The sequence below is a fragment of the Taurinivorans muris genome, assembly GCF_025232395.1.
GTDB classification, from domain to species: Bacteria; Desulfobacterota; Desulfovibrionia; order Desulfovibrionales; family Desulfovibrionaceae; genus Taurinivorans; species Taurinivorans muris.
Genome location: NZ_CP065938.1, coordinates 903,026 through 916,967, shown reverse-complemented (window position 1 = coordinate 916,967; position 13,942 = coordinate 903,026). Strand labels below are relative to the sequence as shown.

Below are 13,942 nucleotides of genomic sequence, written 5' to 3'. Positions count from 1 at the left end.
TTTGTTTTATGTTGTATAGTTATGTTCTCTGCAATGCTGTGTAGAAGGCTTGACCGAGGCTTATGCAGGCATCGCCGGGAGGTGTGTTTTGCGGAAAGAGAATTTGAAACTCTGGAGAAAGTTTGCGGTAAAGGGAACGGAGCAGAATTTCATTATTGAATACGCCCCCGCTGAAAATGAGTTTGCAGGAATTGGGATTCGCCAAGTAAAATTCTTTTTTCAGCAGAGTCAGACATTCGTTTAAAGCATGGGTAAGGCTTGTATGGAAAATTTGGGCGATATCGGCACGTTTTGTATTTTTTTGCAGAAGTTTGAAGAGTTCCGCATAAAGATAGACCGTATCAATTTCAATATAGGGCTGATAACTGCTTGCAGGCTTTTTTTCTTGCATTTCCTGCAAAATGAGTTTTTTATTTTCTTGGTCGCAGTGCAGAGGGATTTTTATAAACGTATCTGTTTTGCCGGAAAAAGCGTATTCTTCAAGTTTGATAGCCGCCTGCCCTTCATAACTTGTTTGGGTGCAAATTTCAAGGAGAGCGGAAATTGCGTCAAAAAGGCGTCCGCATCCGCTGCTCAGGGGGCAGTTGATATTTTTTTCAAGCATAAGTTCGCATTGGTTGAGTTGGCTTTGATATTCCGGCTTGTCATAAAAGGGAAAAATATCGTTTTCAGCCAAGTAGCCTTTTTCTTGGGCTTTTTTGTGATAGGCGAAAGCAATGCGCCATGGCTCAAAATTTGCTTTATCTGCGCCGATTAAGGCAATGGGACTGAGGCTTGCCAAGCGGTAATGGCGTTTTTCACGGGCGAAAAGATAAAAAATTTCTCCGCCCCAAACCGTCTTATCATAGCCTAAGCCCGTTCCGTCTAAAATCAAGGCGAAATAAGGGTGTTCCGAAAGTTTGTTTTGTTCGGCAAGAACAGAATAGGCATGGGAAATATGGTGCTGGACTTTTTCCAATCCTATGTTGTGTGTTTGGCTGAAAACTTCCGCAAGATGGGTGCTTGGAAAATCCGGGTGCAGGTCAGTTGCGGTTTTTTGCGGTTCGACCTCTAAAAGTTTTTGCAGGTGTTTTGCTGTTTCTTCAAAAAAATCGAGAACTTCCAAGTTGTCTAAATCGCCGATATGCTGACTTTGATAGGCTTCGTTTCCTTTGGTGAACGTGAAGGTGTTTTTTAACAATGTTCCGGCTGCAAAAACAGAGGAAAGGTAATTTGCGTTGTCCGGAAAACGCACGGGGCTTGGCACATAGCCTCGTGCACGCCTGAAAAATATTGGGTTCGGCAAGGTTTCTTGTTCAGTATCTTCCGCATTAAGGGCGAGGCAAACGGAATCGTCGACACGGATAAGAATATCCCTGTCATGGAAAAGGTAATAATCGGCAATTTCGCGTAAATCCCGAAGAGCTTGCCGGTTTTTTATGCAGATAGGTTTGCCGCCTTGATTGGCGGAAGTCATAATCAAGGCTTTCGGAGCTTGCCGTTTTGTGTTTTCCTCTAAGGTCTGAGGGCTGAAAAGCAATAAATGCAAAGGGGTATAGGCGAGCATGATGCCTATTCTGTGCGTATCGGGGGCGATGTTTTCGGGTAAGCCGGAATTTTTGGCAGGGCAAAGCACAATGGGGGCGGAAGGCGAAGTGAGAAGTTCTTCCGCTTTGGAATTGATATGGGCGATTTCTTTTGCGCTTTCAAGGTCTTTGACCATGAGGGCGAAAGCTTTATGCGGTCTGTTTTTTCGTTTTCTGAGTTCTTCAACGGCATTGCCGTTAAAGGCATCGCAAGCGAGCTGGAAACCGCCCAAACCTTTTACGGCTATGATTTTTCCTTGATTGAGATAAGAAATTGTTTGGAGAAGCGCTTGTTTGTTTTCAGCAAGAATATTTTGCTCTTGAGGAAGATAGGGAGGATTTTGGCTTGTATTTTTTTCTCCGTCACTCAGCCATAAATGCGGACCGCAGTCTGCGCAGGCGTTGGGCTGGGCGTGAAAACGCCGGTCAAGCGGATCGGTGTATTCGATATGGCAGGCTTCACAGAGGGGAAAACAGCCCATGGTGGTTACCGGTCTGTCGTATGGGATTGATTTTGTTATGGTATATCTTGGTCCGCAAGACGTGCAATTTGTAAAGGCATAAGCATGACGGCGGTTTGTTTTGGTGAACATATCGTTTTTGCAGTCCGCGCATATTGCGACATCAGGGCTGACAAGGACGCTGTGCCCTTTATGACCGCTTTGCTCCGAATGGATGATTTCAAACTGTTTTTCTAAAGCACGGGGATCGATTTCTTGCTTTTGGTGTTCGGAAATTTTGGCGAGGGGAGGGAGTTTTTGTTTGAAATCAAGGTTGAATCGGTTAATTTGTTCCTTTGTTCCCTGTATTTCAATTAAAACGCCTTTCGCGGTGTTTTGCACAAAGCCGGTTAAAGAATTTGCCAGGGCAAGCCTGAAAATAAAAGGACGAAATCCGACACCTTGGACTTGTCCTTTTATAATATGTTGCTCGCGTTTTTGCATATTAAATATCGAGTTTGAAATTGAACGTTTTTTCTTCGCCGTTTTGGTCTTGGTTTTGATTGTTCAGTTTTTCAATAAAGGCTTCGTCTTTTTCCTCATCGGTCATTGCAATATAATCCGGGTCATTATTCACGTTAAACTGAATGTTTCTTTTGTTTTCAAGGAGTTTGTCAAATTTTCCCAAAACGGAATCTTCGTTTTCGTCACCTTCATAATCGTCTTCGTCAACCATGGTGAAACTGAATTCATCCGTTTGATATTTTGAGTCCAAGCCTTCATATTCTTCTTTTTTCTTTCTGGCGTCTTCCATAAGCGCAAAAATGAGTTCCGGGGGCAATTCTGAAGAAAACTCGTAATATTCGTCAAAGGCGGCATCTTTGTCGACCTCTCTTTTTTTATTGTTGGTGAGGTTGTAATCGTATTCATTTGTGCGTTCGATACTTGCCATAAATCCGGGGGTGTTCATTTCCGTAATAAGATTGGTCGGCAGGAAATTGGAAATGTCATTGGCGGGTTTATGCTGCGCTTTTTTCTTTTTATGCGTTTTTTGCGGCATTTTTAAATTTTTGGCCACATCTTTTACTGCTTCGGTTTTATTGGCATCGGAAATATCTATATTGTGTTCTTCCAGTTTTTTTGTTTCATTCGGATAGGGATCTTTCAAACCGTCAAGCAAAAACTTATTGACAATGGAATACCGCAAAAGCGTTAATGGGTTGACACTGGGAATTTCGGCTTGCAACGTTCCGTCTTCGAGATTTTCTTCTTTGTCGGAGTCATGCTCTGTTTTTTCTTTGTCAATATTGTAATCGTCATCGTCTGCGGTTTCAAAAAGCCTTGCGAAATTAGGCTGTTGCTGATACGTGAAAGAAGATTTCGGGATATTGTTTATGGAGTGCGCAACAACTTTTTCCTCTTCGCTGTCTTTTGTTTCATTGGGAAGCATGGCGACAAGGTTGTTGAGGATGGAGGCTATGTCTTCATCTGATGTCGCGACATTGTAATTTTGTTCCGCTGCATTGTCCGAATTGTCATTATTGCGTGCAAAGCTGGAAAAATGTTTGTCGCCGATTTCATTTTTTTGGATTTCAAGAACGATTTTATCCAAAAGGATTTGTTCACTGTCAACATAGAGCGGGACTTGGCAAAGGCATTCCGTATCATTGATATGAAAAATAGTCACATGGAGTACCAGGGGATCTTCGCCGGAAGCGTTCAATACTTGTATTTTGATATTATTTCCCGCCTGCATTGTTGAAGCTTCGGGCAAATTTTTTATTTCAATATTTAAACTTTGTGTGGAGATTTCAAGAAGCCGGCAAGGGGTGTCAAAAGTATTGATCTTGACCCAAGTATTCTTGGGCGAGATTTTTAATGGCATATCTGTTGTTTGCTCATATTTTATTGAAAAGCCTTTTTTAGCCATATCATGTTCTCGCGGTTTGCTATTTTAAGACTTGTCTTTCAAGGCAAAATTCAACTCGGCGGTTTTTTGCGCGATTTTCTGGTGAATCGTTCGGAAAACGGGGGTTTAAATCTCCCATGCCTGTTGCAGTAACTCTTAAAGGGTCTATACCATGTTCCACAAGCCAACGCAAGACATTAACAGCCCGCAGTGCCGATAATTCCCAGTTGTTTTTAAATCTGGCGCCTTCCGGAATGGCGCTGTCGTCCGTGTATCCTTTGATGTTGACAGTCATTTCCCGGTTGGATTCGATGACATCGAGAACCGTTTTCAGTTGTTCGTCCGCTTCCGGGCTGAGTTCTTCGGAACCGGGGGCGAAAAGAAGGCTGTCGCCGATGGTTAGGGTGATTGTTCCCTCGTCAAGAACGGCTCCGACTTCGCCTTCAACATTTTTTTTGGATAAATAGCTTTGAATCGCGTTGAAAACGTTTTCCTGGTTTTTGAGCAATTCTTGGCGGATACGCATCAGATCTTGGACTGATTGCTGGGATTGGTTATTGATGTTCGCCTGCATTTGCCCGCCTGCGATTTCACTTGCGGTAAGCCCTCCGAAAGCCATGCGCATAGACCCGAAAACGCTTTGGAAACGTTTTACTTCGACAGTTGACATGGATACAAGCAGTACGAAGAATACAAGCAGTAGGGTAACCATGTCCCCGTAGGTCGCAAGCCACGAGGTGTCTTCAGGTTCTTCCGGTTCTGGTTCAGGAATGTTGCTCATACGTTATTCTCTTGATCTTACTTGTCTTCTTCATGCTTTCTTACAGAAGGAGCAAGGAATGATGATAATTTTTCGTATACCAAACGGGGGTTGTTGTTTTCAAGAATGGATTTTGCACCTTCGAAAATAATGGATAGGTTCATGCTTTCCTGTGTGCTTCTTGATTTCAGTTTGGTGGCGAGGGGTGAAAAAATGAAGTTTGCTAAAATGGTACCGTACAATGTTGTGATCAAAGCAACAGCCATAGCGGGACCGAGGGCTGACGGGTCGCTTAATTGGCTGAGCATTTGGATAAGACCGATAAGCGTACCCAACATTCCCATGGCGGGAGCGAGGGCAGCCATTTTATTGAATACGCCGATATTGATGCCATGCCGTTTCTGCATGGAGGAAATCTCGATGACCACGGTGCTGTGGATAAGTTCAGGGTCGGCGTTGTCGGCGATGAGCTGCATGGCTTTTTTGAGAAGCGGATTGTTCGTTTCAACGCGTTCGAGAGCCAATATCCCTTCACGGCGGCTGATTTCAGCGATTTGCACCATAACGTCGACAACTTCTTCGGGCATAGTTCTTTTGCTTGTGAATGTTTTGCTTGCGGCTTTGAACGCCTGCAAAAATTCTTCAAACGGGAAACAGATAAGCGTAGCTGCGAAAGTACCCCCAAGAACGATGAGAACACTAGGAATATCAATAAATCCGCCGGGGTCCGGACCCATGGCGATGGTTGCGCCTACAAGCCCGAATCCTGCTACAATACCTATTAGAGTGGCTAAATCCATATTTTTTCACCAGTTAACTATTGCTTAAAATGAAAATGGTGCGTAAAAACCATTTGCACTTATTTAATAAACGTACTAGTTAAAAAAGTCCAGTGCTTTTTAAACTATAAAAAAGAGTATGTCCGCATATTCTCATACACACAAGGAAGATTTTGTGATTACAAGAAATAATGCTATCCGCAATATCGCTATCATTGCCCACGTTGACCATGGCAAAACCACTTTGGTTGACGGTTTATTCCGTCAAAGCGGCTTATTCCGCGCTGACCAACAACTTGACGACCGTATGATGGACAGTATGGAACTTGAACGTGAACGGGGCATCACCATTGCCGCAAAAAACTGTGCCGTTTCTTGGAACGGTGTGCGTATCAACATTATCGACACCCCGGGGCACGCCGATTTTGGCGGAGAAGTGGAACGGGCTTTATCCATGGTCGATGGGGTTGTTCTTTTGGTTGATTCCTCAGAAGGCCCTCTCCCGCAAACCCGTTTCGTGCTTCGCAAAGCTCTTGCCCTGAAACTTCCCGTTATTGGCGTTATCAATAAAATTGACAGAAAAGATGCCCGTCCGGAAGAAGTCCTCAATGAACTCTATGAGCTTTTCATCGACCTTGACGCCAGCGATGAGCAGTTGGAATTTCCTGTTCTTTATGCTATCGGGCGTGAAGGTGTCGCTATGTATAATATCGGAGATAAATCCGAAAACCTTAGTCCTTTGTTTGAAACAATTTTAAAATATATTCCGGGACCAAGTTATGATGATGAGCTGCCTTTTCAAATGCTTGTGACGGATCTTGATTATTCCGATTATTTGGGCCGCCTTGCTGTGGGCAGAATAAAAAACGGCAGGGTGCACGGCAAGGAAAGTTTGGTTTGTATCGGGAGCGACGGCACGCCTAAAAATTTGCGTGCCACCAAATTGCAGGTATACCAAGGCAAGCAGATGATCGACGTGGAAAGCGCCGAACCCGGTGACATTATCGTTATGGCGGGCATTGAAGACGCGACAATCGGCGATACCATCTGCACGAAAGACAATCCGGTTGCTTTGCCCCGTATCCATGTTGACGAGCCGACCGTGGTTATGAATTTTTCCATCAACAGCTCCCCGCTTGCGGGGCGTGAGGGAAAAATCGTTCAATCCCGCAGAATAAAGGAACGACTTGAAAAGGAAGCTTTGCGAAATGTGTCTATCCGCGTCGAGGATACGGAAGACAGGGACAGTTTCATTGTGAAAGGACGCGGCGAGTTTCAAATGGCTATCATTGTGGAAACTATGCGACGCGAAGGGTTCGAGCTGACCGTCGGACGTCCTGAAGTCATTATGCATGAGGAAAACGGGGTTGTTTACGAACCTATTGAAGAAGTGCATATTGATTGCGATGAAAACTTTATGGGCGTTGTGACTGAAAAACTCTCTTTCAGGAAAGGGCGTATGTCCAACTGCGTCAACCATGGAACAGGGCGGGTACGTCTGACATTTTCCGTGCCCGCGCGGGGGCTCATCGGCTATCGTGACGAGTTTTTAACCGATACCAGAGGCACAGGCATCATGAACTCCACAATGAGCGGTTATGAGGAATACCGCGGCGATTTCGTCTCCCGTTTGACCGGTTCGCTTATCGCTGACCGCGCAGGCAATGCCGTTGCCTATGCTTTATACAATTTGGAACCGCGCGGAACGCTTTTTATTGTTCCCGGCGACCCGGTTTACGAAGGAATGGTTATCGGGGAACACAACAAGGATAACGATATTGATGTGAACCCGACAAAAGAGAAGAAATTAACCAACATGCGCGCGGCAAACAAAGATGAAAATATTATTTTGACGCCAGTTCGTCCTATGACGCTGGAACATGCTTTGCACTTCCTGCGCGAAGACGAAGTTTTGGAAGTGACTCCGGAATCCTTGCGCATACGCAAAACGGAACTCAGTGCGCAAAAGCGTTACGCTATGGGCGGCGGCAGAAAGAGAATATAAGTTTAACAGTTTGTTTTGATTGTTTTAAAAAGCCCGTTTGTGATAAGCGGGCTTTTTTGCGGGGAATTTTCATTATTGATTTAAAGGCAGGCGAAATAATAGTACAATATGTTGACAATGTATTGTTAACGTATTATTTATATGAAAAGGAGTTCATATGGAACAAAGCACGATAAGCATTCGTATAGACAGCCAATTAAAAAAAGATTTTGAAGAGTTTTGTAAAAATGTTGGTATGAATATGACAACCGCAATTTCTATTTTTGCAACAACAGTTGTGAAAGAACAACGGATCCCTTTTGAAATTTCAGCAGACCCTTTTTACAGTGAAAAAAATATGGCACGTTTGCGTAAGTCCATGCGGGAAATGGAAGAAAACGGGGGAACAGTGCATGAGGTAATTCATGATTAAATCTTGGTCTGATGATGCTTGGGAAGATTTTTTATATTGGCAAGAACAAGATAAAAAAACTTTAAAAAGAATACTTGAATTGATTAAAGATATAGACCGCAATCAATACAAGGGAATTGGCAAGCCTGAAAGATTATCGGGGGATTTGTCCGAATATTGGAGTAGACGCATTGATCAAAAAAATAGAATAGTGTATAGAATTTTTAATAATAACATTCAAATTATTCAATGCGGGTCGCATTATCGTGATAAATAATATGTATCGGCAATGAAATAAAAAGCCCGTTTGTGATAAGCGGGCTTTTATGTTTTTTTGAATTGCATGAAAGCTATTTAATGCCGATTTCTTCATCTGTGAGGTAGCAAGCGGGGTCTTCAGCCCACACGTCGCCATGGACGGCTTCCGCTCTTGCACGGAAGTTGCCGCCGCAGATATTGAGGAATTTGCATTTTGCACAGCGCCCTTTCACATGGGGACGTTTATCTTTGAGCTGGTGTAAAAGTTCAATATTGGGATCGACCCAAATTTCGGAGAAAGGTCTTTCAAGAACATTTCCAAAAACATGGTGGCGCCAAAATTGGTCGGCGCTGACTTTGCCGTCCCAAGAAATGCAGGCGAAACCCCGTCCTGAGCTGTTGCCTTCGTTGAATTGCAAAAGTTCGAAAACTTCTTCAGCCCGTTTCGGATCTTCTTTTTGCAGACGCATCCAAAGGTACGGACCGTCCGCATGGTTATCGACGGTCAGCACTTCTTTTTGATAGCCCTGGTCATAGAGTTCACGGGTCTTATCCATGATGAGATCCAGCATGTCGCGGGTTTCCTGGTGGGTTAAATCTTCTTTAATCAATTCACTGCCGCGTCCGGAATAAACCAAATGATAAAAGCAGACTCGTGGAATGTCACGTTCTTTCATGAGGGTGAAAATTTTGGGAACTTCCGCCGCATTGCGTTTGTTTATGGTAAAACGCAAGCCGACTTTGATACCTTCTTCACGGCAATAATCAAGTCCTTCCAAGGCTTTTTTGTAAGCTCCTTTCACGCCGCGGAACGCGTCGTGCACCTCTTCTCCGCCGTCCAGAGAAACACCCACATAAGAAAGTCCGACATCTTTCAAGATTTTTGCCATATTTCTGTCAATGAGCGTTCCGTTGGTGGAAATCACAGCCCGCATGCCTTTGTTTGTCGCGTATTTCGCAAGTTCGGGCAAATCCTTGCGGACTAAAGGCTCGCCTCCGGAAAAGAGCATGACCGGCGCTCCGAATTGAGCCAAATCGTCAATCATTGTTTTAGCTTGTTCCGTGGATATGGGGTCTGTGCCGTTTTCTTCAAGAGCATGGGCGTAGCAGTGGACGCATTTCAAATTGCAGCGCTGCGTCATATTCCAGACAACAACAGGCTTTTTGTCAGCGGAAAATTGCAGCAGATGGGAGGGAAGCTTTCCGGAATGCCTGCCGTAGCGAAGAGCGTCAGAGGGTTCGACTTGGTCACAGTATAACTTTGAAATACCTATCATATATCTTCCTTTTCTTGTGTTGAACAATAAAAAATTTAAAACAGAATATAGCACAAGGCAATAATTTGCAAGCAATATTCTTGCTTATCCATGTTTGTGTTAGGAATGTTTTTTTCCTAAGATATGGATGGTTATCGGTATGATGAATCCGGCAAAAACAAGCGCCAGCAAGAGCAGGGCATAAGAAAAATCCTGATTGCTTTGAAACGGAAAAAGCGTAACGAGCGAACCTGCCAAAATTCCGGAAAGGAAAGAGAGCGTTGCATGATAAAATTTATTCAGACAGGCGCCAAGAACATGCGCAAAGCTGAATATTCCGCAGACGCAGCCCAGAAGAAAAAGAAGAATGACAGGGAAATCAAGGGTTGTGACGGCGTGCAAAATATTGTGGTATTGCCCGATCAAAACCAAAATGAACGCTCCGGAAATTCCGGGCAGGATCATGGCGCATATCGCAATAAAACCGGAGAAAAAAACAACGGGATAACTTGTTTCAAGGGAAAGGGGCGTTGCGAAGCCGAGCCAAAGGGCGAAAAGCCCTCCTGCAAAAAAGCAAAGGACGGAAATAAGTTTATGGGGATTTTTTTTCTTTATTTCCGCAAGAAGGATAAACAGCGATGAAAGAATAAGCCCGAAAAAGAACGCCCAAACAATATCGGCATATGTTTCAAGAAGCGCGACCATGATACGGGCGAACAGGAAGACAGCCGACCCGATGCCGAGCAAAAGGGGCAGGGCGAAACTCCACGGAATTTTCATGAAGGCTTTTTTTATTTGCAGTGTGAAAAGAAGTTTGAAAAACTCCTTGTCAACGGACTTTATCGTATCAAGAAGTTTTCCGTATATGCCGGTAATGAATGCGATTGTTCCGCCTGAAACTCCGGGGATGGTATCGGCAATTCCCATGAGAAAACCGCATAAAAAATAACGAATGAGTGCGTTCATCGGTATCCTTATAAAAGAAGCAGGGTTGCGAAGCTCAGAAAAATGAAAAATCCGGCTCCGTCTGTGAGGGCGGTTAGGAAAATGCTTGAAGCTTGTGCGGGGTCACGACCTAAAGCCCGTAAAATAAGGGGAATGGAACCGCCTGCAATGGCGCCTAAAAACATATCCAATAAAAGGGAACAGCCCATAACCGCGCCTAAAAATACATTATTGCTGATTAAAGAAACAACGCAAATGGCAATGAAAGAAACAATAAATCCCGTGGCAAAACCGATCTTTCCCTCACGAAAAACCGCGTTCCAAGATTTTTTATTGTCGAATTTTTCCGTCGCAAGCTGCCTGATCATGACGGCAAGGGCTTGCTGCCCCGTATTTCCCGCCTGATTTGCCACCATGGGCATGAGAACAGCCAAAAAAGCCATTTGGGCGATAGTTCCTTCAAATAAATAAACGATATATGCGGAGATTGAGGAATTGAGCATATTGATAAAAAGCCACGGCAAGCGGATTTTGACGGATTCATACCATGGGGTGTTGATGTCTTCATCCTGACCTGCGCCCATCATACCGAGCAAATCGGAGCTGGCGTCGTCCTGGATGATATCAATAACGTCATCGTGGGTTACCGCGCCCATCAAGTGCCCCTCCCGGTCCACAACAGGCAAAGCGAGGAAGTTATAGTGTGAAAGTATTTTCGCAACTTCCGATTTATCGGTGTCGAACTGCACGGTGATAACGTCTTTTTTGTCGGAAAGCAAATCCCGCATGGGCGTGTGCTGTTTTGAAAGCATAAGTTCGCGCAATGAAATGATTCCGATAAGCTTATCCAAATGGTCGACGACATAAACATAATAAGGCATATCCTTGTCTTCCAGTTCAATGCGTATATGCTGGATTGCTTGGTCTACATTGATGTCGGAGGGGACCGTGATGATCTCCGTGTTCATTACCCCTGCCGCCGTGTCCGGGTCAAAGGTCAGCAGCGCCCTCAGTTCCATGGCGTCTTCGGGGGTGAGGTTGTTCAAAAGGACATCGCGGTGATCTTCGTCCACTTCGTCCAGAACGTCGACGGCGTCATCGGGGTCCATGGCGGAAAGAATACGGGCGGCGTCTTCCGCGTCCAAATTTTCAATAACGTCCTTTGCATGGCTTTCGTCAAGTTCCGCAAGGGCTTCCGCCGCGTCTTCCGTGTCCATGTGGGTGATCATGCAAAGCTGTTTTTCAAGGGGGAGCGATTCCATAAGCTCCGCACGGTCGGCAGGGTGAACGAGGTCGTTATCCAGATATTCGGGATTGCAGGGATCAAAATCGACAATTTTTCCGTCTTCGTCGAGATAGGAAACGTTGTCTTGTTCTTGTTCGGAAATGGTTTGCGTTTCTTCTTGCTTTTCTTTTTCGGTTTCTTTGTCTTGGTTTAAAATTCGATTTTCTGCCTGCTCGGAACTATGTGCATTCAATACGCGATTTTCATTATTTTGTGGCATACATACCTCCTTACAAGACAAAAAAGGAATTACTTGACGCTAAAACTAAAACGCCGTATTTTAAATAACCAATATCATATGCAAGTGTGTTTTTGTTTATCACTAAAACAAAATTGGGGCAAGTTTGAATTTTGGAAATGATTTTTTATGGAGTTTGCGGTGTCAGAGCGGTTAAATAAAATTTTTGGGCGGAAACAGACCGATTTTGTCAGAAGAATTATCAGATTGGCGCTTGACGAGGACGGACAGGATTTAACTTCCAACGGTATTTTTGACAGCCATGACATGGCTTATGGAAAACTTATCGCCCGTCAGGACACCTTTGTTGTCGGTTTGGTTTTAATTCCCGCCATATTGGAAGAACTTGGCATACGCGAACCGGAAAAGCTCTATGCTTTGAAAGCGGCGGAGGGCTCATATTTAAAAGACAATGAAATTGCCGCGGAATTTGAAATGCATACGGCTTTGCTTTTAAAAGCGGAACGTATTATCTTGAATTTCATCACAAGGTTAAGCGGTATCGCAAACAGTACGAAGTTGTATTTGAAAGAATTGGAAGGGACGGGGGTAAGATTGCTGGATACCCGTAAAACGCTTCCGGGGCACAGGTATTTGGATAAATATGCCGTGCGCGCGGCAGGGGCTGAAAATCACCGCATGTCTTTGGAGGATATGCTCATGATAAAAAATAACCATGTGGATGCGGCAGGCTCGATAACGCAGGCCGTGGAAAAACTTCGCCGCGAATACGGAGCAAATTGCCCTCCTATCATTGTGGAATGCCGTGACAAAGCCGAAGTTTTGGAAGCTGTGCGTGTTGTGCCGCAAAGAATTTTGCTTGACAATATGGATATTGCGGCGCTTTCCGAAAACTTGCCGCTTATTCCCGAAAATATCGAGGCGGAAATCAGCGGCGGGGTGAACTTGAAAACTATCCGTTCTTTGGCTCTGTCAAGCAAGGAACGTCCTGCGGATTTTATTTCTGTCGGCAGTATCACCCATTCTGCGCCTATCGCGGATTTCAGCTTACGTGTTAACCGTTTAAAATAATTTATGGAGAGAAAATGAAAACGTTATCTCTTTATGCTGATAAAATAGAAGCATTGAAACAGAAATTCGGTCCGTCGCTTGTGATTATGGGACATCATTATCAACAGGATGAAATTATGCGGCACGTTGATTTGGCAGGTGATTCCCTGCAGCTTGCCCAAATGATGGACGGAATTGACGCGGAGCATATCGTTTTTTGCGGTGTGCATTTCATGGCGGAATCCGCAAAGCTTTTGGCGAAACCGGAACAGAAGGTCTATCTGCCCGATATGGGCGCTTCCTGCCTCATGGCTGAAATGGTGCCGGCACAAGCTTTGGATGTTGTCATAGAAAAAATTTCAGCCCATGGAAAAAAAATCGTGCCTTTGGCGTATGTCAACACATCCTTGGCTGTAAAAGCTATCGTGGGCAAGCATGGCGGAGCTGTCTGCACTTCCTCCAACGCCAAAAAAATGCTTGAATGGGCATACGGGCAAGGGGAGAGCGTCCTCTTTTTGCCCGATAGGAATTTAGGCAATAATGTCGGGAACATGCTCGGTATTGCTCAGGACAAACGCCATACTTTGGATGTCCGCAACAACGGCGGAAATTTGGATTATGACGCCATTGACAGGGCGGAGCTTATTTTTTGGGACGGCTGCTGCCCTATTCACGAATTTTTTAAAGAGGAACATATCGCGTTCATGCGTCAAAAATATCCGCAGGCGAAAATTTATGTTCATCCCGAATGTCCGCAAGAAATTGTTGAGAAGTGCGACGGGGCAGGCTCAACTTCGTATTTGATCGATGTTGCGGAAAAAGCCCGAAAAGGCGATGTGCTCATTATCGGCACGGAAGCGAACCTTGTCAACCGTTTGGCCCGTGTTCATGAAAAACGCGGCGTTACGGTGATACCTTTGTTTGCCGAGGCGTTTTGCCCTGATATGGCAAAAATCACCGAAGGGCTGCTTTATAAGACTTTGGAAGATATCGCCGCCAATAAGGCTTGTCCTGTCGAGATTGACGGCTCTATGGTTGAAGACGCAAAAGAATCTCTTGTTCGTATGCTTAATCATTGTGCGAAATAAGAATATGGATTG

General features: G+C 44.6%; 12 protein-coding genes and 1 CRISPR repeat array (1 of these 13 only partly in view). Of the genes, 5 read left to right on the top strand and 7 right to left on the bottom strand.

Going from position 1 to position 13,942, the window contains the following annotated elements:
- Positions 1-7: a CRISPR direct-repeat array (repeat unit 36 nt); it reaches 1,546 nt to the left of the window's first position.
- 12 nt (positions 8-19) lie between these two features.
- The 4 genes from hypF to JBF11_RS04275 form a co-directional block, all read right to left on the bottom strand.
- Positions 20-2,509 (bottom strand): carbamoyltransferase HypF, encoded by a 2,490-nt coding sequence (hypF, locus tag JBF11_RS04290; RefSeq protein ID WP_334316147.1) that lies wholly within the window; start codon positions 2,507-2,509, stop codon positions 20-22.
- Between the two features lies 1 nt (position 2,510).
- Positions 2,511-3,890 (bottom strand): hypothetical protein, encoded by a 1,380-nt coding sequence (locus tag JBF11_RS04285; RefSeq protein WP_334316146.1) that lies wholly within the window; start codon positions 3,888-3,890, stop codon positions 2,511-2,513.
- Between the two features lie 64 nt (positions 3,891-3,954).
- On the bottom strand, positions 3,955-4,695 hold the full coding sequence (locus JBF11_RS04280) for an OmpA/MotB family protein (RefSeq protein ID WP_334316145.1): 741 nt from the start codon (positions 4,693-4,695) through the stop codon (positions 3,955-3,957).
- A gap of 17 nt (positions 4,696-4,712) precedes the next feature.
- A complete protein-coding gene (locus JBF11_RS04275) occupies positions 4,713-5,474 on the bottom strand; it encodes a motility protein A (RefSeq protein ID WP_334316144.1) in 762 nt (253 codons plus the stop codon).
- 154 nt (positions 5,475-5,628) lie between these two features.
- On the opposite strand from JBF11_RS04275, the gene typA reads away from it, so the two are divergent.
- The 3 genes from typA to JBF11_RS04260 all read left to right on the top strand — a co-directional run bounded on the left by typA (position 5,629) and on the right by JBF11_RS04260 (position 8,126).
- Positions 5,629-7,458 carry a translational GTPase TypA gene (gene typA, locus JBF11_RS04270; RefSeq protein ID WP_417168627.1) on the top strand — a complete coding sequence of 610 codons (1,830 nt, stop codon included), beginning with the start codon at positions 5,629-5,631 and terminating at the stop codon, positions 7,456-7,458.
- Positions 7,459-7,615: 157 nt separating this feature from the next.
- A complete protein-coding gene (locus tag JBF11_RS04265) occupies positions 7,616-7,870 on the top strand; it encodes a type II toxin-antitoxin system RelB/DinJ family antitoxin (protein ID WP_334316142.1) in 255 nt (84 codons plus the stop codon).
- Positions 7,863-8,126, top strand: coding sequence for a Txe/YoeB family addiction module toxin (locus JBF11_RS04260; RefSeq protein ID WP_334316141.1), 264 nt, complete (start codon positions 7,863-7,865; stop codon positions 8,124-8,126). The genes JBF11_RS04265 and JBF11_RS04260 overlap by 8 nt, the downstream gene beginning before the upstream one ends.
- A gap of 73 nt (positions 8,127-8,199) precedes the next feature.
- Here the strand turns inward: JBF11_RS04260 and ahbC are convergent, their stop codons facing one another.
- The 3 genes from ahbC to mgtE all read right to left on the bottom strand — a co-directional run bounded on the left by ahbC (position 8,200) and on the right by mgtE (position 11,813).
- On the bottom strand, positions 8,200-9,384 hold the full coding sequence (ahbC, locus tag JBF11_RS04255; RefSeq protein WP_334316140.1) for a 12,18-didecarboxysiroheme deacetylase: 1,185 nt from the start codon (positions 9,382-9,384) through the stop codon (positions 8,200-8,202).
- Positions 9,385-9,483: 99 nt separating this feature from the next.
- A complete protein-coding gene (locus JBF11_RS04250; protein WP_334316139.1) occupies positions 9,484-10,329 on the bottom strand; it encodes a DUF368 domain-containing protein in 846 nt (281 codons plus the stop codon).
- 8 nt (positions 10,330-10,337) lie between these two features.
- Positions 10,338-11,813, bottom strand: a complete 1,476-nt coding sequence (gene mgtE / locus JBF11_RS04245; protein WP_334316138.1) for a magnesium transporter — start codon at positions 11,811-11,813, stop codon at positions 10,338-10,340.
- A gap of 159 nt (positions 11,814-11,972) precedes the next feature.
- On the opposite strand from mgtE, the gene nadC reads away from it, so the two are divergent.
- Positions 11,973-12,863 carry a carboxylating nicotinate-nucleotide diphosphorylase gene (gene nadC / locus JBF11_RS04240; protein ID WP_334316137.1) on the top strand — a complete coding sequence of 297 codons (891 nt, stop codon included), beginning with the start codon at positions 11,973-11,975 and terminating at the stop codon, positions 12,861-12,863.
- 14 nt (positions 12,864-12,877) lie between these two features.
- The gene (gene nadA, locus JBF11_RS04235) at positions 12,878-13,930 is read left to right on the top strand and encodes a quinolinate synthase NadA (RefSeq protein WP_334316136.1); all 1,053 of its coding nucleotides are present in this window, start codon (positions 12,878-12,880) and stop codon (positions 13,928-13,930) included.
- Positions 13,931-13,942 lie beyond the last annotated feature (12 nt).

What these genes read in the sequence shown, in the direction of transcription:
- hypF (WP_334316147.1), bottom strand. Translation starts at nt 2,509, where the DNA reads ATGCAAAAACGCGAGCAACATATTATAAAAGGACAAGTCCAAGGTGTC.
- JBF11_RS04285 (WP_334316146.1), bottom strand. Translation starts at nt 3,890, where the DNA reads ATGCCATTAAAAATCTCGCCCAAGAATACTTGGGTCAAGATCAATACT.
- JBF11_RS04280 (WP_334316145.1), bottom strand. Translation starts at nt 4,695, where the DNA reads ATGAGCAACATTCCTGAACCAGAACCGGAAGAACCTGAAGACACCTCG.
- JBF11_RS04275 (WP_334316144.1), bottom strand. Translation starts at nt 5,474, where the DNA reads ATGGATTTAGCCACTCTAATAGGTATTGTAGCAGGATTCGGGCTTGTA.
- JBF11_RS04265 (WP_334316142.1), top strand. Translation starts at nt 7,616, where the DNA reads ATGGAACAAAGCACGATAAGCATTCGTATAGACAGCCAATTAAAAAAA.
- JBF11_RS04260 (WP_334316141.1), top strand. Translation starts at nt 7,863, where the DNA reads ATGATTAAATCTTGGTCTGATGATGCTTGGGAAGATTTTTTATATTGG.
- ahbC (WP_334316140.1), bottom strand. Translation starts at nt 9,384, where the DNA reads ATGATAGGTATTTCAAAGTTATACTGTGACCAAGTCGAACCCTCTGAC.
- JBF11_RS04250 (WP_334316139.1), bottom strand. Translation starts at nt 10,329, where the DNA reads ATGAACGCACTCATTCGTTATTTTTTATGCGGTTTTCTCATGGGAATT.
- mgtE (WP_334316138.1), bottom strand. Translation starts at nt 11,813, where the DNA reads ATGCCACAAAATAATGAAAATCGCGTATTGAATGCACATAGTTCCGAG.
- nadA (WP_334316136.1), top strand. Translation starts at nt 12,878, where the DNA reads ATGAAAACGTTATCTCTTTATGCTGATAAAATAGAAGCATTGAAACAG.